20 protein-coding genes are annotated in these 21267 nt (G+C 68.0%); 11 read left to right on the top strand and 9 right to left on the bottom strand.

The window, feature by feature from the left end; translation table 11 throughout:
• Positions 1-3: 3 nt before the first annotated feature.
• The gene (efeU, locus tag ACYVI5_RS11195) at positions 4-1614 is read right to left on the bottom strand and encodes an FTR1 family iron permease (protein ID WP_460580235.1); all 1611 of its coding nucleotides are present in this window, start codon (positions 1612-1614) and stop codon (positions 4-6) included.
• Positions 1615-1744: 130 nt separating this feature from the next.
• Between efeU and ACYVI5_RS11190 the strand changes: the two genes are divergently transcribed.
• The 5 genes from ACYVI5_RS11190 to ACYVI5_RS11170 all read left to right on the top strand — a co-directional run bounded on the left by ACYVI5_RS11190 (position 1745) and on the right by ACYVI5_RS11170 (position 6423).
• Positions 1745-2110: a hypothetical protein gene (locus ACYVI5_RS11190; protein WP_460580234.1), complete on the top strand. Its 366-nt coding sequence runs from the start codon at positions 1745-1747 to the stop codon at positions 2108-2110.
• 103 nt (positions 2111-2213) lie between these two features.
• The gene (fdxA, locus tag ACYVI5_RS11185) at positions 2214-2534 is read left to right on the top strand and encodes a ferredoxin (protein ID WP_325454634.1); all 321 of its coding nucleotides are present in this window, start codon (positions 2214-2216) and stop codon (positions 2532-2534) included.
• Between the two features lie 17 nt (positions 2535-2551).
• Positions 2552-3658 carry a succinyldiaminopimelate transaminase gene (gene dapC, locus ACYVI5_RS11180; RefSeq protein WP_460580233.1) on the top strand — a complete coding sequence of 369 codons (1107 nt, stop codon included), beginning with the start codon at positions 2552-2554 and terminating at the stop codon, positions 3656-3658.
• Positions 3659-3803: 145 nt separating this feature from the next.
• Positions 3804-5114, top strand: a complete 1311-nt coding sequence (locus tag ACYVI5_RS11175; protein WP_460580232.1) for a type II citrate synthase — start codon at positions 3804-3806, stop codon at positions 5112-5114.
• Positions 5115-5532: 418 nt separating this feature from the next.
• Positions 5533-6423, top strand: coding sequence for a hypothetical protein (locus ACYVI5_RS11170; protein ID WP_460580231.1), 891 nt, complete (start codon positions 5533-5535; stop codon positions 6421-6423).
• A gap of 200 nt (positions 6424-6623) precedes the next feature.
• On the opposite strand, the gene ACYVI5_RS11165 is transcribed toward ACYVI5_RS11170, so the two are convergent.
• A complete protein-coding gene (locus ACYVI5_RS11165) occupies positions 6624-9218 on the bottom strand; it encodes a penicillin acylase family protein (protein WP_460580230.1) in 2595 nt (864 codons plus the stop codon).
• Positions 9219-9324: 106 nt separating this feature from the next.
• The gene (locus ACYVI5_RS11160) at positions 9325-9945 is read right to left on the bottom strand and encodes a TetR/AcrR family transcriptional regulator (RefSeq protein ID WP_460580229.1); all 621 of its coding nucleotides are present in this window, start codon (positions 9943-9945) and stop codon (positions 9325-9327) included.
• A gap of 87 nt (positions 9946-10032) precedes the next feature.
• Between ACYVI5_RS11160 and ACYVI5_RS11155 the strand changes: the two genes are divergently transcribed.
• Positions 10033-10740: an SDR family oxidoreductase gene (locus ACYVI5_RS11155; protein WP_460580228.1), complete on the top strand. Its 708-nt coding sequence runs from the start codon at positions 10033-10035 to the stop codon at positions 10738-10740.
• 114 nt (positions 10741-10854) lie between these two features.
• Here the strand turns inward: ACYVI5_RS11155 and dapD are convergent, their stop codons facing one another.
• Entirely contained in the window at positions 10855-11853 is a 999-nt protein-coding gene (gene dapD, locus ACYVI5_RS11150; protein ID WP_460580227.1) for a 2,3,4,5-tetrahydropyridine-2,6-dicarboxylate N-succinyltransferase, read from the bottom strand.
• Between the two features lie 17 nt (positions 11854-11870).
• On the opposite strand from dapD, the gene dapE reads away from it, so the two are divergent.
• The 3 genes from dapE (at position 11871) to ACYVI5_RS11135 (ending at position 14494) form a co-directional block, all read left to right on the top strand.
• The gene (gene dapE, locus ACYVI5_RS11145; protein ID WP_460580226.1) at positions 11871-12944 is read left to right on the top strand and encodes a succinyl-diaminopimelate desuccinylase; all 1074 of its coding nucleotides are present in this window, start codon (positions 11871-11873) and stop codon (positions 12942-12944) included.
• Between the two features lie 109 nt (positions 12945-13053).
• Positions 13054-14256: a hypothetical protein gene (locus tag ACYVI5_RS11140; protein WP_460580225.1), complete on the top strand. Its 1203-nt coding sequence runs from the start codon at positions 13054-13056 to the stop codon at positions 14254-14256.
• 64 nt (positions 14257-14320) lie between these two features.
• Positions 14321-14494 carry a DUF3117 domain-containing protein gene (locus tag ACYVI5_RS11135; RefSeq protein ID WP_440294658.1) on the top strand — a complete coding sequence of 58 codons (174 nt, stop codon included), beginning with the start codon at positions 14321-14323 and terminating at the stop codon, positions 14492-14494.
• Between the two features lie 95 nt (positions 14495-14589).
• Here the strand turns inward: ACYVI5_RS11135 and ACYVI5_RS11130 are convergent, their stop codons facing one another.
• Positions 14590-15222 carry an O-methyltransferase gene (locus tag ACYVI5_RS11130; RefSeq protein ID WP_460534465.1) on the bottom strand — a complete coding sequence of 211 codons (633 nt, stop codon included), beginning with the start codon at positions 15220-15222 and terminating at the stop codon, positions 14590-14592.
• Between the two features lie 179 nt (positions 15223-15401).
• On the opposite strand from ACYVI5_RS11130, the gene ACYVI5_RS11125 reads away from it, so the two are divergent.
• A complete protein-coding gene (locus tag ACYVI5_RS11125) occupies positions 15402-15782 on the top strand; it encodes a twin-arginine translocase TatA/TatE family subunit (protein ID WP_460580224.1) in 381 nt (126 codons plus the stop codon).
• Between the two features lie 41 nt (positions 15783-15823).
• On the opposite strand, the gene ACYVI5_RS11120 is transcribed toward ACYVI5_RS11125, so the two are convergent.
• From ACYVI5_RS11120 to ACYVI5_RS11110, 3 genes are read right to left on the bottom strand one after another with little or no spacing between them, the layout of a single operon-like run.
• A complete protein-coding gene (locus ACYVI5_RS11120; RefSeq protein WP_460580223.1) occupies positions 15824-16978 on the bottom strand; it encodes a P-loop NTPase in 1155 nt (384 codons plus the stop codon).
• Complete coding sequence (locus tag ACYVI5_RS11115; protein WP_460580222.1) at positions 16971-17582, bottom strand: DUF1003 domain-containing protein; 612 nt, start codon at positions 17580-17582, stop codon at positions 16971-16973. Before ACYVI5_RS11115 ends, ACYVI5_RS11120 begins: the two co-directional genes overlap by 8 nt.
• A complete protein-coding gene (locus ACYVI5_RS11110) occupies positions 17569-18891 on the bottom strand; it encodes a magnesium transporter MgtE N-terminal domain-containing protein (protein WP_460534457.1) in 1323 nt (440 codons plus the stop codon). The genes ACYVI5_RS11115 and ACYVI5_RS11110 overlap by 14 nt, the downstream gene beginning before the upstream one ends.
• Before the next feature lie 68 nt (positions 18892-18959).
• On the opposite strand from ACYVI5_RS11110, the gene ACYVI5_RS11105 reads away from it, so the two are divergent.
• The gene (locus ACYVI5_RS11105) at positions 18960-19682 is read left to right on the top strand and encodes a YflT domain-containing protein (RefSeq protein WP_460580221.1); all 723 of its coding nucleotides are present in this window, start codon (positions 18960-18962) and stop codon (positions 19680-19682) included.
• A 9-nt stretch (positions 19683-19691) separates the two neighbouring features.
• Here ACYVI5_RS11105 and ACYVI5_RS11100 read toward each other — a convergent pair whose 3' ends face one another.
• Entirely contained in the window at positions 19692-21239 is a 1548-nt protein-coding gene (locus tag ACYVI5_RS11100) for an aminopeptidase P family protein (protein ID WP_460580220.1), read from the bottom strand.
• Positions 21240-21267: the final 28 nt, after the last annotated feature.

The raw sequence follows: 21267 nt of genomic DNA, 5'->3' as shown, positions 1-21267 counted from the left end.
TGTTCAGGACGCCGTCGATCGTGCGACGTCGGTGGGGGTCGTTGCGGGCTTGGTCTGTGGTCCCGCCGGCGCGGCCGACGCGGCGGCGCGGGCATCCGACCCCGAATCGGGGGTCGGGGAGATCGCACGGCGCTCGCGGACGCCCCGCAGGGCCAGTGCGATCGCCGCGATCGCGAGCACGAGCGGGAGCCACAGCTTCCACAGCACTGCCTCGCGAGCGGATGCCTGTGCCGCCGCGATAGCGCCGCTCGAGGCCGCAACGGCCGCCCGCTTCACAGACCACGCACCGTGCCCGTCGTCGACGGCGAACGCCCGCGGGGCCGCGAGCCCGCCGCCCGAGATCGTGACGACCGTGCGTACCTGGCTCGATGCATCCACGAGTCCGGCGTCGAAGGTGTACGCGGTCACGGACGTGGTCGTCGTCCAGGACGCGGAATACGGGCCAGGGGCGCGCACCGGGTCGATGCCGACCGGAATACGACCGCGGTTCAGCTTCACGAGCGCGTCGAGGCCGAGTGAACCGGGGCGATCCGCGGGGTGCGCCGTCGTGGTGGAGGTCCAGGACCGGTTCGCGCCCGCGTGCGAGGCCGGTTCCGGTCCGCTGAGGCTGAAGGTGCCGGGATCGTGTTTCGTGACCACGAGCCGCGCCGAGTTGCCCTGAGGGTGGAAGGACGCGGTGCCGCCGCCCGTGACGGGCACCGCCGTGGGGAGCTCGGGCCGGGATCCCATCGGAACGGCGACGGCGAGCACGATCGCCGCGACGCCGAACACGGCGGCGGAGACGAGCATCGCCCGGGAAGCGGCTCGGCCGATGAGCTTCAACCGCTTCGGCCACAGCGAGTACGCCAACACGGGCACCACGTACAGCAGCCAGCCGAGCACTTCGACGACGCGCGGGTCGGCCGGGATGCCGAGCACGCCGGTGATGAGTGCCGCCTGCACCGATCCGGCGGGAGCGAGCCAGGAGAGGTCGACGGTGGCCTGCTGCCCGAATGAGATCCAGCCCGCCTCGTGCGCCGTGCGCAACGTGGTGACGACGAGACCGGCGGCCACGAAGACCAGGAAGATGCCCGTCACCGTGAAGAACCGCGAGAGATTGAGCCGAACACCACCGGTGTAGAGGCCGATGCCGATCGCGACCGCCGCGGCGATGCCGAGCACGGCCCCGAGGGCCGCCGCTCCGGCGCTGTTGGATGCCTGGAACGTGGCCAGCAGGAACACGGAGGTCTCGAATCCCTCCTTCAGCACCGCGAGGAACGCCATGCCGGCCAGCGCCCACGTCGTGCCTGAGCCCAGTGCCGCTGCCGCCTCCCGCTCCAGCTCCTTCTTCAGGCCGCGGGAGTTCTTCTTCATCCAGACGATCATCGTGGTGACGAAGACGACGGCGATGGCGCCGATGATCGTCTCCATGCCCTCCTGAGCGGCCTGGGGGAGGCTCGCCTCGATCGCCTGCAGGATGAATCCGACCGCGACGCTCAGCGTCAGCGCGGCCACGACACCGAACCACATCGGCTTCAGCGATGCCCCGTTGCGCTTGAGGAATGCGGCAATGATGCCGACGATGAGCGCAGCCTCGAGGCCTTCGCGAAGGCCGATGACCAGGGTTGCGAGCACAGCGGAGCCTTCGGATCAATCGGGTGGGATTTCGGTAAGGCTAACCTTACCTGGATCGACTGTAGGCGCGAAGGGGTCGGGCTGTCCACTCGCCCCTCACTTCTGTGCGCACCGCCCGTAATATGGCGCCATGTTGTTGCGAGCGCTCACGGCCGTGATTCTCGGCATCGTCGGGCTCGTGTTCGGCATGCTCGGCACCGTGGTGCACAGTTCAACGCTGGGCTCGTGGCAGGTACCGTGGGGCATCGTGGTCGCGTTGCTCGCGCTGGCCTGCCTGCTGGCGGGCATCCGTCTCCTGAGCGACGGACGCCTCTACACGGCTTGTGCCGCGCTCGGTGCCCTGGTCGCCATCGCCCTGCTCTCGCAGAGGAGCTTCGGCGGATCCGTTCTCATCACGAACAGCGTGCCGGGTTGGATCTGGATGGCCGGCGCCGTGGTGATCGCGCTGCTCGCTGTCGCATGGCCGGGCGCTCCCAAAGGGAGGCCGGCTACCTGAGCCCCTGCATCGTTGCGTCGCATGTCGGCGACTCGTCGGCGAGGCGCGGCGGCACCCTTAGACTGGCATGGCGCTCAAGAAGCCCGAGAGGAGCCAGTGGACCGTGACCTATGTCATCGCCCTGCCGTGCGTGGACGTCAAAGACAGAGCCTGCGTCGACGAATGCCCGGTGGACTGCATCTATGAGGGCGAGCGCACTCTCTACATCCACCCAGACGAGTGCGTCGACTGCGGTGCCTGCGAGCCGGTCTGCCCGGTCGAGGCGATCTACTACGAAGACGACCTGCCCGAGGTGTGGAGCGACTACTACCGCGCCAACGTGGAGTTCTTCGATGACATCGGATCCCCTGGTGGTGCGGCGAAGGTGGGCGTGATCCCGAAGGATCACCCGCTGGTGGCGGCGCTTCCCCCGCAGAACCACTGAACGCGCGGATCGCGGAAGTGACCCGGCCCGAGCTGCCCGACTACCCCTGGGACCTGGTGGCGCCGTACGCGCAGCGCGCCCGCAGGCATCCCGGCGGCATCGTCGACCTCTCGATCGGATCCCCGGTCGATCCGACTCCGGAGGCCGTGCGGCAGGCGCTGGCCCAGGCGACGGATGCGCACGCCTACCCGCAGACGGCCGGCACCCCGGAACTGCGCGACGCCATCGTGTCGTGGTTTCAGCGGCGCAGGGGCGTGCCGGCACTCACCGGCGCGAGCGTGCTGCCCACGATCGGCTCGAAGGAGCTCGTCGCCCTCCTGCCTGTGCTGCTCGGGCTGGGTCCGGGCGATGTCGTCGTGCACCCGCGCGCCGCATACCCGACGTATGCGATCGGGGCTGCGGTCGTGCAGGCGAGGCCACTGGCATCCGACGAGCCCGCCGAGTGGCCGGAGGACACGCGGCTGGTCTGGCTCAACTCGCCCGGCAACCCTGACGGGCGCGTGCTCGACGAGGACTTCCTGCGTAATGCAGTGGCGAGGGCCCGTGAGCTGGGCGCGGTGATCGCGAACGACGAGTGCTATGCCGAGCTCGGTTGGGAGGGGCGCTGGGCCGGCGAGCCGGTGCCGAGCATCCTCGATCCGCGCGTGGTCGGCCACGACCTTTCCGGTGTGCTGTCCGTCTATTCGCTGAGCAAGCAGTCCAACATGGCCGGATACCGGGCCGCCTTCGTCGCGGGCGATCCTGCGTTGATCGCGCGGCTTCTCACGGTGCGCAAGCACGCCGGACTGATGCTTCCCGCCCCCTTGCAGAGCGCCATGGTCATTGCGCTCGGCGACGACGACGCCGTGCGCGAACAGGTCGACCGCTACCGGCGCAGGCGCGAGGTGCTGAAGCCGGTGCTTGAGGCATCCGGGTTCCGCATCGACCACAGCGAGGCGGGGCTGTACCTGTGGGCGACCGCGGGAGAGGATGCCTGGACCACTATGGGCAGGCTGGCCGAGGTGGGCGTCCTGGCCGGCCCCGGCGTGTTCTACGGCGACTTCTTCCCGCAGCACGTGCGATTCTCGCTCACGGCCACCGACGAGCGGATCGCTGCGGCAGCGGAACGGCTCGCGGCGCTCTGAATCCCTATCAGTTCAGGCATCCGGCCGGCCGATTTTCGGTTTCACTGCACCGAAGCGGGCGGTCATTGGCGGGTACGACAGTGGACCACCTTTGCCCGTAGGCTGTACTGGCACGATCTTTGGCAGTGCTTGTGAGGAGGCTCGAGTGAACGCAGGTGGTCACGACGGAGGGGACGGCGACACGCGAGCCACTCTGACGTACCCGGGCGGTACAGCCGAGTTCCCGATCCTGCCCAGCGTCGACGGAGCCTCGAGCATCGACATCTCGACGCTCGCTAAGCAGACCGGCTTCACCTCGCTCGACTACGGCTTCGTGAACACCGCAGCCACCCGCTCGGAGATCACGTTCATCGACGGCGAGGCGGGCATCCTGCGCTACCGCGGGTATCCGATCGAGCAACTCGCCGCGAACTCCACGTTCCTCGAGGTGGCCTGGCTGCTCATCCACGGCGAACTGCCGACCGCGGACGAACTCGGCGACTTCGACGAGCGCATCCGCCGCCACACCCTCCTGCACGAGGACCTGCGCAGCTTCTTCGGCGCGCTGCCGCACGACGCGCACCCCATGTCGGTGCTTTCCAGCGCCGTCTCAGCGCTCGGCACGTTCTACCAGGACTCGCTCAGCATCAGCGACCCGGAGGCTGTGGAGCTCTCGACCATCCGGCTGCTGGCCAAGCTGCCGGTGATCGCAGCGTACGCGCACAAGAAGAGCCTCGGTCAGGCCTTCCTCTACCCGGACAACTCGCTGAGCTTCGTCGACAACTTCCTGCGGCTCAACTTCGGCACGCTCGCCGAGCCGTATGAGGTCAATCCCACGGTGTCGAAGGCGCTGGAGCGTCTGCTGATCTTGCACGCGGATCACGAGCAGAACGCATCCACCTCGACGGTTCGTCTCGTGGGATCGACCCAGGCGAACCTGTTCGCCTCGATTTCGGCCGGCATCAACGCGCTCTACGGGCCTCTGCACGGCGGCGCGAATGAAGCAGTGCTCGACATGCTTGCGCGAATCCGCGACTCGGGCGAGAGCGTGCACCGCTACGTCGAGCGGGTGAAGAACAAGGAAGACGGCGTGCGCCTGATGGGCTTCGGCCACCGGGTGTACAAGAACTACGATCCGCGCGCCAAGCTCGTCAAGGAGAGCGCGGATGCCGTTCTGCAAGACCTCGGCGTGCACGACCCGCTGCTCGACATCGCGAAGGAGCTCGAGCAGATCGCGCTCGACGACGACTACTTCAGCCAGCGCAAGCTCTATCCCAACGTGGACTTCTACACCGGGGTCATCTACAAGGCGATGGGCTTCCCGACGCGCATGTTCACCGTGCTGTTCGCGATCGGCCGCCTGCCGGGATGGATCGCACACTGGCGAGAGCTGAACACCGACCCGGCCACGAAGATCGGCCGGCCCCAGCAGCTCTACGTCGGCGCGCCGGAGCGGGACTACCCGGCAGAGCGCTGAGCACGCCGCCGGCCGCCGCAGGCATGTCTCACTAATTGCGGCTCGGGCGTGCCTCTAGAGGCAGGTTCTGAGACATGTTCCCGTGATGTGTCTCAGAACCTGTGCCGTGTGCGACCCGAGCCCGCGTCTTCTGAGACATGCCTTCACGAGAGCTTGCCGGTCGCGCCAACGGCATCGGGTCTCAGCCGGTGAGCGGTGCCGCGACAACGGTCGCAGCAGTCCCGCCGCTCCCGCCCGGGCCATCGGCACCCGTCCACAGGAGACGCTTCCCGAAGGTTCTCCACAGTTCGGTCTCCCCGGGACGAACCGAGCGCCGTTCATGTGGCGTAGTGGTTCTGTGAGTCGAGCACAGCCGTTGCCCCCGGAATTGCAGAGTCGTCCGTTCGCCGTCGCTGAGGCGGTGCGCTCAGGGGTGTCGATGTCACGACTGCGAGCGGGGGACCTGATCGCACCGACGCGCGGCGTCCGCGCTGTTCGAGTGGATGCTCCACGACGGCCGGAGAAGGAGACCGCATCTGAGCGAATGGAGCGGCTCCGCAAAGAACTCCTCCGTCGCACCGAACAGGTCGCGCCTGCACTCACCGGCCACCAGTTCGTGAGCCACAACACCGGACTCGCGCTGCTCGGTGTACCACTGCCGTACACGGAAGAAGACGAACGCGCGTTGCACGTCTCGGCACGACGCCCTGCCGCGAAGCCGCGCCGCGAAGGCGTAGTCGGCCACCGGCTGCAAGAGCGACGCCCGGCCAGGTTGAAGGTCCAGGGCGTGCCCATAGAACATCCTGCTCGGCTGTGGCGGCAGGCCGGCTCGCTGTGGCAGCTCGACGACCTCGTCGCCGCCGGCGACTTCCTTGTGCTTCCTCGAAGGAGGCTCGCCACCATCGAGGAACTTCGCCGGGAAGTCGAGTACGCGGGGGATGTCACGGGCGGCGTGCTCACACGGGCACTCGACGAGATCCGCGTGGGCGCCGAGACCGCGGAGGAGACATACCTGAGGCTTCTGCTTACACGCAACGGCTTGCCCCACCCGGAGCTGAATATCGATCTGCGCACTCCCGAGGGTCGGTTTGTTGCGCGGCTCGACCTCGCGTATCCGCGGTACCGCGTTGCCGTCGAGCACGATGGGCGCACGCACGCGTTCGACGAGAACCAGTTCGCGCGTGATGCCGACCGCTGGGATGACATCCGTGCGTTGGGGTGGCGCCACGTGCGCATCCTCAGCCACCATCTGCGACCCGACGAAGGCGTGGCCGTCGCGAAAGTGAGGGAAGCGCTGATCGAGGGAGGTTGGCGTCCCGATTTGCGATGAGCGCGGAACGATATGTCTCAGTTCTTGTTGGTCCCCGCGGCGGATTCCGCAGGATCTGCGACATGCGCGGCGAGTGCGTCTCAGAAAGGGCGGGGATGCCAGGGCGGAGCCGCATCTACTGAGACATGCTCGACGTATTTCATCTCGGATGAGGCTGGGACGGGCAGCGGGGGACCACGCCCGCGGACAACGCGGTAAGACTAAGCGGCAGGCATCAGCGTCAGCGTGTCCTGCGTCGACTTCGCGATGGCATCCGCACTGAACGCCCACGGACGGGTCTTGTTGTGCTGCCAGAGCGGCGTCTGGTCCACGTAGTGCGGGTTGAACGCGTGTCCGGAGTCGCCTGTGAGGTTGATCCAAGTGGAGCGGTCGAAGTCGCTCAGATCGATCACCTGGCGCATCGAGGGCACCCAGTTCACCTGGTAGCCCTGCGAGGCGTCCCAGCCGACGGCATCCACCACCGATGACGCGCCGCCCAGCTTGTACGGTCCCCGGTTGAACAGCCACTCGATCGGTGCGATGCCGGATTCGCCGAAACTCTGATTCGTGACCTCGAGCGTGTGGATGTCTCCCCACTTCCAATCAGACATCTCCGGCCCCATGAGCTTCACGGCCTCGTGGTATGCCTGATCGGCCGCGTACGCGAACATCTCGTCTCGGTCGCCTACGCCGAGGCCGTCGTCGACCCACCATGGGGAGTCCTTGTCTTTGGCGAGGCTGTCGACGACCTGGAACCAGCGGTCGCCGCCCACCGGTGCAGCGCCGGCGGGAAGCTTGCGGGCGAACGCATCGTGCAGCAGGTTGCGCCAGAAGATGTTGAAGTAGGCGGCAGCTGCGCTGTCTTCGTCGTCGCGGTAGTTCCAATGGTCGAGCAGGTCGACGGCCCGCTGGGTTCCGTGGTCGAGCGAGATGCTCTTCAATACGGGGACCAGGGCGGCGGCATTGGCGTCGTAGGTATCCGCGTCGATCTTCGACATGGCGGCCGAGGTGATCTTCGTGCCCGAGGAGATCAGCTTCTCGAGGTGCGCGGTGATGCGGTCGGCGCGGTAGCCGGCATCCCAGTCCTTTGTGAGGTTCACCGGGAAGTCCGGTCCGACCGCGGCGTTGTTCGCCGTGACGATGAACCCTCGCGCCGGGTTGTACACGCTGGGCAACTGATCGAACGGGATGTAGCCGCTCCAGCCGTACGCGCTCGACCACCCCGGGGTGATGGTCGTGCCGTCGCCCTGCTTGCGGATCGGGATCACCCCCGGCGCCTGGTAGCCGATGTTCCCCTTCGTGTCGGCGTAGAGCAGGTTCTGTGCCGGCACGTCGAACTGGCGGGCAGCGTCGCGGAAACCTTGCCAGTCGGTGGCCCTGTCGAGGGTGAAGATGGACTCGGCCGTCGTGCCGGGAGTGAGCGCGGTCCACTGCAGCGACAGCGCATACTTGCCGCCTGGAGCGTCGCCGGCCGGCTTCTCATGGCTCTTCACGATGGTGTCGTAGTCGCCTCCGGACACGATCGGGCCGTGGACGGTGGAGCGCACCGTGATGGTCACCGGCTTGCCGCCGGCGACCTTGATCGTCTCGTCGCGGGTGGTGAACGGCAGCACCTGTCCGTCGTACTCGTAGCCCTTCCCGCTCAGCTTCTCCAGGTACAGGTCTGTGACGTCGGGGCCGAGGTTCGTGAACCCCCAGGCGATGTGGTCGTTGTGCCCGATCACCACGCCGGGCAGCCCCGAGAAGCTGAACCCTGCGACGTCGAACGGGCAGGATGCGCTCACGTGCGCGCAGTGCAGGCCGACCTGATACCAGATGCTCGGCGCGGCAGGTCCAAGGTGGGGGTCGTTCGACAGCAGCGGCTTGCCCGTCGCCGTGTGGGATCCGGCGACGACCCACGAGTTGGATCCGATGTCGTCGCTGTTGATCCCGAGCAGCGCCGGCACCTCGGCGGCGGATGCCCGCACCTGGGACGCGAGCGTCGCGATGTCGTGTGCAGCGGCATCCGCGCTCGTGCCCGATGACCCTGAGCCGAGCAGCGCGGCTGCGGAGGCGGTGGAATCGGTCGGGTCGACCAGCGAGGCGTCGCCCCCGCCGGCATCCGTGATGGTCGGATGCGACGAGTACGGATACTGCGGATGCAGCTGCCCGATCTGGTCGGGAGAGAGCTTCGTCGCCAGCAGCGCGCGGTCGAGCTCGTCTTCGAGGTTGGAGCGCAGGTCCCACGCCATCGCCTTGAGCCACGAGACGGAGTCGACCGGCGTCCACTTCTCGGGCGTGTAGCCCGGTGTCTGCAGTCCCAGCACGGCGTACTCGAGCGAGATGTCGGCGCCCTTGTGGTCTTTCAGATAGGCGTTCACGCCGTCCGCATACGCCTGGTAGTAGGAGAGCGAGGTGGGGTCGAGGTTCTTGACCTCCTGCTCGGCGACGCGCCGCCAGCCGAGCGTGCGGATGAATTCGTCGGTGCCGATCTGGCTCTTGCCGAAGAGCTCGCTGAGGCGCCCTGCCGTGACGTGCCGGCGGAAGTCCATCTCCCAGAATCGGTCCTGTGCGTGCACATAGCCCTCCGCCAGGAACAGGTCGTGCGTGCTGGATGCCGTGATCTGCGGGATGCCCGCGTCGTCGCGTCGCACCTCCACCTGAGCCTTCAGACCGGGGATCGAGATACTGCCGGTGGTCTGCGGGAACGAGCGGGTGACGGTCCAGAAGCCGAGCACGGCGGCGATGACGGCCAGCGTCACGACGATGGCGAGCAGAATGCCCAGAAACCGCCAGAACGGATGCCGGCGGGTCAGGCGCGGTGCATCGGTGCCCACATCACTCCTTCGTGTTGCTCCCCGCGGCCATGCTATCGGGGGCCAGAACGACGGGGCGGAACGGACGCGACCAGCGCGGCCTCGGCTCCCGCGTCACCTCCCGGAATCACGTAGAAGCCGGCCTCGACGCAGCCGCAGCCTCCTGTCGAGCGGGAGCGAGAAGGTCGAGCAGTGGTGCGAGATCGGTGGCATTCAGCGGACGCTCTGTTGCGAGCAGGCGGTACCAGATCACACCGAAGACGACATCGGCGAGCAGATCGGCAGGGAGGTCGCCAGGTGCATCTCCGCGCGCCCGAGCACGATCGAGGAGCCCGATGAGGGCGCTCCGGCGCCGATCCAGGAAACCTTCGCGAAAGCGCACCGCGAAATCCGGGTCGATCTGTGCCTCAGCCATCAGGCTGCGCAGGAGCCCGGCGAGTCCGGGGAACGCCAAGAGTGCGAACGAGTCGCGCAGGAACTGCTCCAGATCACCGCGATACGACCCGGAATCGGCGGTTGAGACACCTAGATCCGCTTTCAGGGCGCCTGCTTCCAGAAGCACGTCGGCCTTGGTCGGCCACCATCGGTAGACCGTCTGCTTGCCCACGCCCGCGCGGGCTGCGATCCCCTCGATCGTCAAGCCGCGATAGCCGACTTCCTGGGTCAAATCGAACGAGGCGGTCAGGATGGCCAACCGGGCCCGTTCGTTACGTTTCGGACCTCGGCGCACTGGCTCGGTCTGCGTCATACAGCCGATGCTAGCAAATACGAGACGCTCCGGTTCGTTTCTCTGTTATCGTAAATGCGAACCGAAACGTCTCGTGAAAGGAATCTCATGCCCACCACCCTCGTCATTGGCGGCAGCTCCGGTATCGGCCTGGCCGCCGCTATCCGCCTCGCGGAACTCGGAGATTCCGTTCACATCGCCGGCCGCCGCGCCCAGACACTCGCGTCGGTGGCGCAGGCGCATCCGGCGTTGCAGCCGCATACCGTCGACGCAGGCGACGCGCAAGCCCTCGGGCACCTGGCTGCCGAGCTCGGCAGCATCGACCGCCTCGTCATCACTCTCAGCGGCAACAAGGGTGCGGGATCGCTTGCCGACCTTGAGCTCGACGTGTTGCGCAGCGCGTTCGATGAGAAGTTCTGGCCCACCGTCGCTGCAATCAAGGCAGCGCTCCCGTACCTTGACCGCTTGGGTTCAGTCACGCTCGTCGGGGCGATCACCGCTCGCGCCGGCCTTCCCGGTACGGCCGGCATCGGTGCGCTCAACGCGGCAGTGGAAGGTCTGGTCGCGCCGCTGGCGGCCGAACTCGCGCCCGTTCGCGTCAATGCTGTCTCGCCCGGCTACGTAGACACCCCGTGGTGGAGTATGGTTCCGGACGCCGATCGCGAAGGGCTGTTTGCTCAGGTCGCTGCAGGCCTTCCTACCAAGCGGATCGCTACCGCAGATGACGTCGCCCAAGCCCTCGTGCTCCTCGCGACCAACCCCAACATCACCGGAACCGTGATCGAGTCTGATGGTGGAGCACATCTGGCCGGCTAGACGTGAAGTCGGCGCACTTGGCCGCGGCCGAGAAGGTTCTCGAGTGGATCCGCTCCCAGAAGGGCAACTCCTGCGAACGCCGCCAACAAGGCGGTCTGGTGAGCGAGGCCCGAATCAGGCGTGCAGTGTCGCGTTGAGACGGATGCCCTCGCCGCGACGCTGCAGCACCTCGACAGCACCGGTCAGAGAGTTGCGGCGGAACAGCAGATTCGGCATTCCCGAGAGCTCAAGCGCCTTGACCGTTTGCGGCCGCCCGGAGGCATCCGGAGAGGATCCAACGAGCACGACCTTGGTTCCGGGCATCACGTAGAGACCTGCTTCTACGATGCAGTCGTCGCCGATCGAGATGCCTACCCCGCTGTTCGCTCCGAGCAGCGAGCGCTCGCCGATCGAGACGCGCTGCGTCCCACCACCGGAGAGCGTGCCCATGATGGAGGCGCCGCCGCCGATGTCGGAGCCCTCGCCCACCACGACGCCCTGCGACACGCGTCCCTCGACCATCGAGGCGCCCATGGTGCCGGCGTTGTAGTTGACGAAGCCCTCGTGCATCACCGTGGTGCCGGGGGAGAGGTGGGCGCCGAGGCGCACACGTGAGGCATCCGCGATCCGCACCCGGTCGGGCACGACGTAGTCGAGGAGGCGGGGGAACTTGTCGATGCCGCCGGCCTGAATGCCCGCGCGCTGCAGCGACGGACGCAGGCGCGCGTAGTCGTCAGGATGCATCGGCCCCGCGCTGGTCCACGCCACGATCGGCAGGTGGGCGAAGAGCCCGTCTAGGTCGATCGTGTTCGGGGCGACCAGAAGGTGGGAGAGCAGGTGCAGCCGCAGGTAGGCATCCGGTGTGCTGCCGATCGGTGCCGCGAGGTCGATCTCGATCGCACGCGCGTCCACGCGTACGTTGCGGCGGGCATCCTCACCGCTCGCCGCCTCGAGCTCCGCCGGAACGATCCACGGCTCCCGTCCAGCGGGCAGACGACCCAGCCGTGGCTGCGGGTACCAGGTGTCGAGCACGGTGCCGTCGCCGGCGACGGTGACCAGGCCGTATCCCCACGCGTGGGTCGGCTCGGCCGAGGAAGCGGCGGGCATGGCGGCATCAGGGGAGGCGGCGGGCATGGCTCTAGATTAGTGGGGTGCCTCTGGACCTCACGGCCGGCCCTGTCGACCTCACCCGCGCCATCTGCGACATCGAATCCGTCTCGGGGAACGAGCAGCAGCTGGCGGATGCCATCGAGCACGCCGTTCGCGCACTCGACCACCTCGAGGTGACCCGCGTCGGCAACAACATCGTCGCCCGCACGCACCTGGGGCGCGATAAGCGGGTCGCCATCGCCGGTCACATCGACACCGTTCCGGTGAACGACAACCTGCCCACCCGGTTCGAAACGCTGGCCGGGGTCGATTACCTGTGGGGACGCGGCACGGTCGACATGAAGGCGGGTGCGGCCGTGCAACTGGCGCTGGCACCGCAGCTGGTGGATCCGCGCTACGACATCACGTGGCTCTGGTACGACAACGAGGAGGTCTCCTCCGATCTGAACGGGCTCCGCCGGCTCTCGGTCGAGCGACCCGACCTGCTCGAGGCCGACTTCGCGATCCTCGGCGAGCCGAGCGGCGGCGAGGTCGAGGGCGGCTGCAACGGGACGCTCCGCGTCGACGTGCGCACCACCGGCCTGCGCGCGCATGCGGCCAGGCCATGGGTGGGTGACAACGCCATCCACAAGGCGGCGCCCATTCTGGAGACCCTCGCCCGCTATACCCCGCGCGAGGTGCACGTGGACGGGCTCGTGTACCGCGAGGCGCTGAACGCCGTGATGATCAGCGGAGGAGTGGCCACGAACGTCATCCCCGACGAATGCGTCGTGCACGTGAACTACCGGTTCGCGCCCAGCAGGTCGGGCGAGGAGGCGGTGCAGATCGTGCGCGACCTGTTCGGTGAGCACCACGTCACGGTGGTCGACCTCGCCGAGGGTGCGAGGCCCGGGCTCGACACGCCGTTCGCCCAGGAGTTCCTCGCCGCGGTAGGAGCGACGGCCAAGCCGAAGTACGGCTGGACCGATGTCGCACGCTTCGCCGCGCTCGGCATCCCCGCCGTCAACTACGGCCCGGGCGACCCGCTGAAGGCGCACGCGGACGACGAGCGGGTGGCGCTGTCGGAGATCGTGGCCTGCGAGCAGGGGCTGCGTCGCTGGCTCACGGCCCAGTGACTTTCGACACGGTGACTTTCGACACAGTGACTTTCGACGCAGTGATTTTCGACACGGTGACGACGCTGTGACGGGCACCGACACCGGTTACCGGGCGACGGGATCGAGAATGCTTCCGATCCGCCTGCGTTATCGCCTCACTCCGTGGTGGGTGAAGGTCATCGTCGCGTACCTGCTCGCGCGGCTGGCGAGCACGGTGATGCTGCTCGTGCTCGCGAGTGTGCAGGGCCCCAACCCGTGGACGGGAGCGCATCCCGGGTACTTCGACTACGCCTCGATCTGGGATGGCCGGTGGTACGACATCGTCGCCGAGGCCGGCTACCCGAAGTCCCTGCCCATCGGGGCCGACGGCACCGTGCAGCAGAACGCGTGGGCGTTCCTGCCCGCCTACCCGTTCCTTGTGCGCGTCGTCATGACCGTCACGTTCCTGCCCTGGTCGCCGGCCGCCGTGCTGGTCTCGCTCGGGTTCGGGCTGGGCGCGGCGCTCGTGTTCTACCGGCTGATGGCCCTGCGCCTGCCGGGCTCGACGAGCCTGTTCGCGACCGTGATCTTCTGCGCGGGCCCCACCTCGCCGCTCTTCCAGCTGGCGTACGCCGAGTCGATGTACCTGTTCTTGCTCGTGCTGGCGCTCTACCTGCTGCTGAAACGCCAGTACTGGTGGATGCTCGCGCCCGTGCTGGTGATGGCTTTCACACGCCCCAGCGGGCTCGCCTTCGCCCTCGCGATGGGCTTCCACGTGGTGTATCGCTGGGTGGTGCGGCGACGCAACGGTTTCGCGGTGCGCGAGCGAGTGGCATCCATCGTCGTGATGGCCGTCGCCGGCGTCTCGGGCATCGCGTGGCCGGCGATCGCGGGCTTGATGACCGGCGTTCCTGATGCCTACACCGCGACCGAGCTGTCGTGGCGCGCCGACTATATCGGCTATGTGCATCTGATGCCCTTCGCCCCGTGGGTGCAGGCGGCGGACTGGTGGTTCGGGCTGTTCCTGCAGACCTCGCCGTGGTTGGGCTACATCACGCTGGTGACGGTGCTCGCACTGTTCGGCATCTGGATGTTCGCCCCGTCGGTGCGCAGGCTCGGCGTCGACCTTCGCTTCTGGTCGCTCTCGTACGCGCTGTACCTGCTCGCGGTGTTCTTTCCGCAGTCGAGCACGTTCCGGCTGCTGGCACCGATGTCGCCGCTGGCCGGCGCGATCGCGCAGCCGAAGAGCAGGACCTACCGCGTCGCGATCGTCGTGCTCTGCCTCGCTCTGCAGTGGGGATGGCTGCTCGTGTGCTGGGGTGTCGACGGTCTCGACTGGTCTCCGCCGTGAGGCGATTTCCCAGCAGTTCATCAGATGTCGGATAATGGAGAGACATCCACGAAAGGGGAGCTACATGGCGGCCATGAAGCCGAGAACCGGAGACGGACCCATGGAGGCTGTGAAGGAGGGGCGGCTCATCATCGTGCGCGTCCCCCTTGAAGGTGGAGGCCGGCTCGTCGTCTCGGTCAATGACGCCGAGGCTCAGGAGCTTCACGACGTGCTCGGCGCGGTCATCTCGGGCAGCTGACGCTACGCGTAACAAAGCACCACACGAACGAGAGCGGATGCCGCAGGGCATCCGCTCTCGTTCGCTTATGACCGGCTTGTGAGGGCCGGTTCGGCTCAGTCGCCGAGCTTGGTGAGCTGCAGCAGCCCGTCGCCCACCGTGCTCAGAGCGCTGACGACGGCGGGTGATGCGGCGATCTCGGTCACGAGGGTACGGAAGCCGGTGGTCACCTCGTCGCGCTGAGCGGGGTCGGCGACCCTGCCCTTCCACAGGGCGTGCGCGACGAGTACCGTGCCGCCGGGGCGCGCCAGGCGCAGCGCGTGCTCGACGTACTCGATGGCGCCGGCCGGATCTGCGTCGACGAACACGATGTCGTACGCGTTCTCGTTCATCCGCGGAAGCACGTCGCGGGCACGGCCGGTAATGAGCCGCACGCGTGCCGGCTGGATGCCCGCCTCGGTGAAGTTGGACCTGGCACTGTGCAGGTGGTCGGGTTCGACGTCGATCGAGGTGAGCGTGGCTGAGGATCCGCCGCGCAGCAGCCAGAGACCGGACACCCCGACCCCGGTGCCCACCTCGAGGATGCTCGTGGCCCTGGATGCCGCGGCGATGACAGCGGACTGCGCACCGATCGCGGGTGCGACGGGCTCGATGCCGAGCTCGAGGGACTGCGCCCTGGCCGCCTGGATCGACTCCGGCTCGGCGACGATGTCGCTCGCGAACTTCCAGCTCTGATCGTGATGAGACACGTGAGGCTCCTTCCTCGGCCTCAAGACTACGGCCACTGCAACGAGGTTCCCCGCCACCGCGCTCGGCCTCGTCTCCGGTTGAGCCCGGCTGCCCGTGCCGGAGGCTCGGCGCGCCGCGCAGTGACGCCTGGAGGGGCACGAGGGAGCGAAACCGGGAGTAAATGGATAACGAGATGCTGATGACGCAGCCGGTGCGCAGCCGCTCGGGTTACTCTTTACGGGTGTTCGGTTTGACCATGGAGAAACTGGTGATCATCGCGGTGATCGCCGTGTTCCTCATCGGGCCGGGCCGGTTGCCGAAGTACGCCGCCATGCTCGGGCAGTGGGCGCGCAATCTGCGAAACATGGCCACCAACGCGACCGAGAAGATGCGCGAGGAACTGGGGCCGGAGTTCGATGACGTCGACTGGCGAAAACTCGATCCCAGGCAGTACGACCCGCGCCGCATCATCCGTGACGCCCTGCTCGACGACGAGCCGGCTCCGACGCTGAGCAGGCCGGCCAAGTCCACCCGATTGGAAGACGGGGCGCTTCCTCCGTTCGACAGCGAAGCCACGTAGCACCTTTTTCGGCGGCTGCTCGTGGTGCTCCACTCGGAGTATCAGGTTCGTGGCCGTGGGTTCAGGGAGCGTCCGGCGAGACCGCGGGGACGCGAAGCGATGCGGTCCGCGACCGTTGCGATCGCGACCGCGGCGGGATCCGCGGGATCCCCGATCACGATGGGCTCTCCGGCATCGCCGCCCCGTCGTAGGGCAACGCTGAGCGGAACGGATGCCAGCAGCGGCACCTCGTGCTCCGTCGCCTCGGACAGCCGGGCGGCTGCCTCCGCGCCCCCGCCTGAGCCGAACAGTTCGAGGACCGTGCCGTCGGGCTGGGGGAGTCCCGCCATGTTCTCGATGACGCCGAACACGTTCTGTCCGGTCTGCCTGGCGACGACGCCACTGCGCACCGCAACGTCGGCCGCGGCGGGCTGCGGCGTCGTCACCACGATCACGTCCGCGCCCGGCAGGAGCTGCCCGACGGAGATGGCGACATCGCCGGTGCCGGGCGGCAGGTCGAGCAGCAGCACGTCGAGGTCGCCGAAGTACACGTCGGTGAGGAACTGCGAGATCGTGCGATGCAGCATCGGGCCACGCCACGCCACGGCCGTCGAGGCGCCCTGCCCCCGCGACGGGTCGAGGAACATGCCGATCGAGATGGTCTTCACGCCGTAGGCAACCGGCGGCAGGATCATGTCGTCGACCCGCGTCGGCTGCTGCGTGGTGCCGTCGTGGACGAGGCCGAGGATGCCCGGAATCGAGAACCCGTACACGTCGGCATCCACAAGCCCCACCCGGAGCCCGTGCTCGGCCAGCGCGACCGCGAGGTTCGCTGTGATGCTCGACTTGCCCACGCCGCCCTTGCCGCTCGTCACCGCGTACACGCGCGTCAGCGAGTCAGGCGTGAACGGGTTGGTTCGGCCGCGGGATCCGCGCAGCCGTTCCGTGAGCGCGGCACGCTCGGCAGGCGTCATGACAGAGACCGTCAGGTCGACAGAGGTCACGCCTGGGGCCGCGGAGACCGCCTCGCGAACGTCGCGTTCTATGGTGTCGGCGGCGGGGCATCCGACGATCGTCAGCTTGATGCCGACGGATGCCCGGCCTGCCGCATCCACCGACACGTCATCGACCATGCCCAGCTCGGTGATGGGCCGCCGGATCTCCGGGTCGATGACGCGCGCCAGCGCTGAGCGCACGCCATCGGTGGCCTCAGCCACGCGCGGGCTCGTCGCGCGCCGCGCGCCGCGGCGCCGGAACCCCGGACGTCTCGGCACCCACCGGCTCTCCCGGCTCGTCCTGTGCCTGCTCGTCGCGGCCGCGTTCCAGTTCCTCGAGAAGAGCACGCAGTTCGGCGCGGATGAAGTCCTTCGACGCCATGTCTTTCACGGCGAGACGCAGGGCCACGACCTCGCGTGCCAGGTATTCCGTGTCGGCGAGGTTGCGCTCGGCGCGCTGCCTGTCCTGCTCGATCTGCACCCGGTCGCGGTCGTCCTGCCGGTTCTGCGCCAACAGGATGAGCGGCGCAGCATACGACGCCTGCAGCGAGAGCATCAGGGTCAGCAGGGTGAAGTTCGTCGCCGCCGGATCGAACTGCAACGGCCGCGGCATGGCGATGTTCCACACCAGCCACACCGCCACGAAAACGGTCATCCCGATGATGAACGCCGAGGTGCCCATGGCGCGAGCGAACGCCTCCGAGAACCGCCCGAAGGCGTCGCGTCCACTCTGGCCGCCCCTGCCAGGGCCGCCGAGGCGCAGCATGGGAGATCGAAGCCCCTTCGGGGCATCCAGTCGTGCGACGGCCCGATCAGCGCGTGCCATGGCTCACCCTCTTTCCCGTGTTGCTGCGTGTGCGGACGTTCGCCGCCGAGCGCTGCCCGGCGGGCAGCTCGTCGTCTTCGTCGTGACTTCGCCAGTCGTCGGGCAACAGGAAGTCGAGGATGTCGTCAATGGTCACCACCCCGACGAGCCGGTAGTTGTCGTCGACGACAGGCACCGAGACCAGGTTGTAACTGGCCAGGATGCGGGAGACCTCGGCCGCCGACGTGTTCGCCGTGACCGGTTCCAGAGTCTGGTCGATGATAGTGCCGAGCCGTTCGTGCGGCGGGTAGCGGAGCATCCGCTGGAAGTGCACGAGGCCGAGGAAGCGACCGGTCGGCGGCTCGTACGGTGGCAGCGTGATGCACACCGCGGCTCCGAGTGCCGGGGCGAGCTCCTGCTTGCGGATGAGCGCGAGCCCCTCGGCGACGGTGGCGTCGGCGGAGAGGATGATCGGCTCGGTGGTCATGAGACCGCCGGCGGTGTCCGGTTCGTAGCTGAGCAGCATGCGGACGTCGTCGGCCTCTTCGGGCTCCATCAGCCCGAGCAGGTGCTCGCCGCGGTCGCTCGGCAGCAGCCCGACGAGGTCGGCGGCGTCGTCCGGCTGCATCTGGTCGAGCACGTCGGCGGCCCGGTTGTCGTCGAGGCTGGAGAGGATCTCGAGCTGGTCGCTCTCCGGCATCTCCTCGAGCACGTCGGCGAGACGGTCGTCGGGCAGCTCACCCGCCACCTCCAGCCGTCGCTGCTCGGGAAGGTCGAGGAGCGTGTTCGCCAGGTCGGCAGGCTTCAACTCCGAGTACGTCGCGATCAACTGCTCGGCGGACTGAGGCTCGCCCTTGGCCGGGCGCTCCCGCACGTCGCTCCAGGTGACGAATGCGGTGGCGCCCTTCGCGAAGGGCGACGCGCTCGTCTTCGGCCGCCGCACGAAGAGCTGTGAGATGGACCATTCGGTTGGTGAGGACTGCTCGATCGCGACGTCTTCGATGGTGGCCGGTCCTGAGCCGTCGCGGAAGTCGACGGTGCGGCCGAGGATCTCCGCGATCACCCGCACCTCGCCGCCGCGCTGCTCGAAACGGCGCACGTTGATGAGCCCGGTCGTGATGATCTGACCGGCGCCGATACTGGTCACCCGGCCGATGGAGACGAACACGCGACGTTTACCGGGGATCTCGACGACGAGTCCCACGACGCGCGGCGGATCGCTCTTGCGATAGACCACGAGCACGTCGCGTACCTTGCCCACGCGGTCACCCGCTGGGTCGAAGACCGTGCACCCGGCCAACCGGGCCACGAAGACGCGTGCTGCACTCACATGTAAACCTTAGGCCTAGCTCGCTGAGCCAACTGAGTGCCGCAAGGGGAGCATGAAACAATGGCCGCATGAGCAGCCAAGGCCCGTTGGGCGGGCGTCAGCGTGGGGTGCAGCCGACGGTGCCGCGAGGCGAGGTGGTCGCGACGTTCGAGACGTACCCGGAGGCGCAGGCCGCCGTGGACGTGCTGGCGAGGGCGGACTTCCCTGTCGCGCAGGTCTCCATCGTGGGCAGCGACCTCAAGACCGTGGAGCGGGTCACCGGCAAACTCACGTGGGGCCGGGTCGCTGCGGCGGGCGCCGCATCCGGGGTGTGGCTGGGCATCTTCCTCGGCCTGCTGCTGCTCATCTTCAGCCCGGCGACGAGCTTCGGCGTGCTGTTGGCGGCGCTGCTGCTGGGTGCCGGTTTCGGCATCCTCTTCGGTCTGGTCTCGTATGCGATCACGCGCCGTCGCCGCGACTACACGTCGATGACGCAGGTGCTCGCGACGAGCTACTCGATCATCGTCGACCCCGAGCTGGCGAACCGCGCTCGGAACCTGCTCGGTCCTGGGGGAGTAGGCAGTGGTTCCGGACCAGCCGGTGACAGTGCCGGGCCGACGTTCGCTCCGCCTGGTGAGCATCCATCGGACCCGCCACCCGCGCCGCCCGCAGGGCAGGAGCCCGGCCACGAGGACGACCCGAACGGTGGCAACGCACCGTCGGGGGAGCCGCCGCGCTACGGCGAACGTACCGGCGAGCCGCCACGGTACGGCGAGCGGGCGGGCGAGCCGCCGCACGACGGCCAGCGCTGACCGGCCTGCCTATCGCAACCGCGCGATCCAGGCCTCGACGTCGTCGGCGGTGCGCGGGATGGCGATCGAGAGGTTCTCGGCTCCGGCTTCGGTGACCAGGATGTCGTCTTCGATGCGCACGCCGATGCCGCGGAACTCCTCCGGAACCGTGAGGTCGTCCGGCTGGAAGTACAGACCCGGCTCGATCGTGAACGTCATGCCGGCGCGCACCTCGCCGTCGATGTAGAAGTCCCGTCGTGCTTGCGCGCAGTCGTGAACATCCAGGCCGAGGTGGTGGCTCGTGCCGTGCACCATATAGCGGCGGTGCTGCTGCTGGTCGGTCTGCAGCGCCTCCTCGGCGGTGACCGGAAGCATGCCCCACTCGGCGACGTGACGGGCGATCACCCCCATGGCTGTTGCGTGCACCTCGCGAAAACGGATGCCAGGACGCACGATCGCGAACGCGGCATCCGCTGCCTCGCGCACCGCCTCGTACACCAGCCGCTGCGTCGGCGTGAAGGTGCCGGTGACCGGCAGCGTGCGCGTGATGTCGGCGGTGAACAGGCTGTCGACCTCGACACCGGCATCGATGAGCACCAGGTCGCCGGGACGCACCGGGCCGTTGTTGCGCGTCCAGTGCAGAATGCACGCGTGCGGCCCAGACGCCGCGATCGTGTCGTAGCCGACGGCATTGCCATCCAACCGCGCTCTGGCGTTGAACACTCCCTCGATGATGCGCTCGCCGCGCTCGTGCTCGGCGATGCGGGGGAGTTCGCGCACGATGTCGTCGAAGCCGCTCGCGGTGGCGGCAACGGCCGCGCGCAGTTCGGCGATCTCCCAATCGTTCTTCGTGAGCCTCAGCTCGGAGAGGTCGCGTGCCAGCTCGGCGTCGGCGTCTTCGGCGGAGACGTCGGCGTCGTTAGCGTCCCGCTGCACGAGGCGGAGACCGTCGACCTCGGCGGTGAGCTCGGGATCCGCCTCCCGCACGACCAGCGTCGACTCGTCGAGGGCGTCGAGTACCTCTCGTAGCTCGGCGATGTGCCGCGTCGGCAGCGCGAGATCTCCGGCGACCTGCGCGAGCGATGGGCGCGGCCCGATCCAGAACTCGCCGATCTCGGGGTTGGCGTAGAATTCGTCGGAGTCGCGTCCAGCGCGCTCCCGGAAGTACAGGGTTGCGTCATGGCCGTTCGCGGTGGGCTCGAGTACGAGCACGCTGCCCGGTTCGGCATCCGATCCCCAGCCGGTGAGCTGGGTGAAGGCGGAGTGCGCGCGGAACGGGTAGTCCGTGTCGTTCGAGCGCTGCTTGAGTCGCCCGGCAGGAACGATGAGTCGCTGTCCCGGATGCCTGTCCGAGATCGCCCGCCGGTGTGCGGCCGCCGAGGCGACGGCATCCCGGGGCCCCGGCACCGTCTCGTCCCGGTCCGCCCACCCGGAGCCGATGTACTCGGCGAACGCGGACGACGCGGGCGTCGTCGAGCGATTCTGGGTGGCGCGCGGTTTCGGCGCATCCGTCGCGGAGGATGCCGCGGGTGCTGCCGTCGCCGCGGCTTCGGTCGAGGAGGTGGCGGTGTCGGACATGCGTCCATTCTCTCGCGTGCGCCCGAAT

The sequence above is a fragment of the Humibacter ginsengisoli genome, from assembly GCF_054780095.1.
Note: the sequence above shows the minus strand (reverse complement) of the source record. Positions and strands in the feature narration are given on the sequence as shown.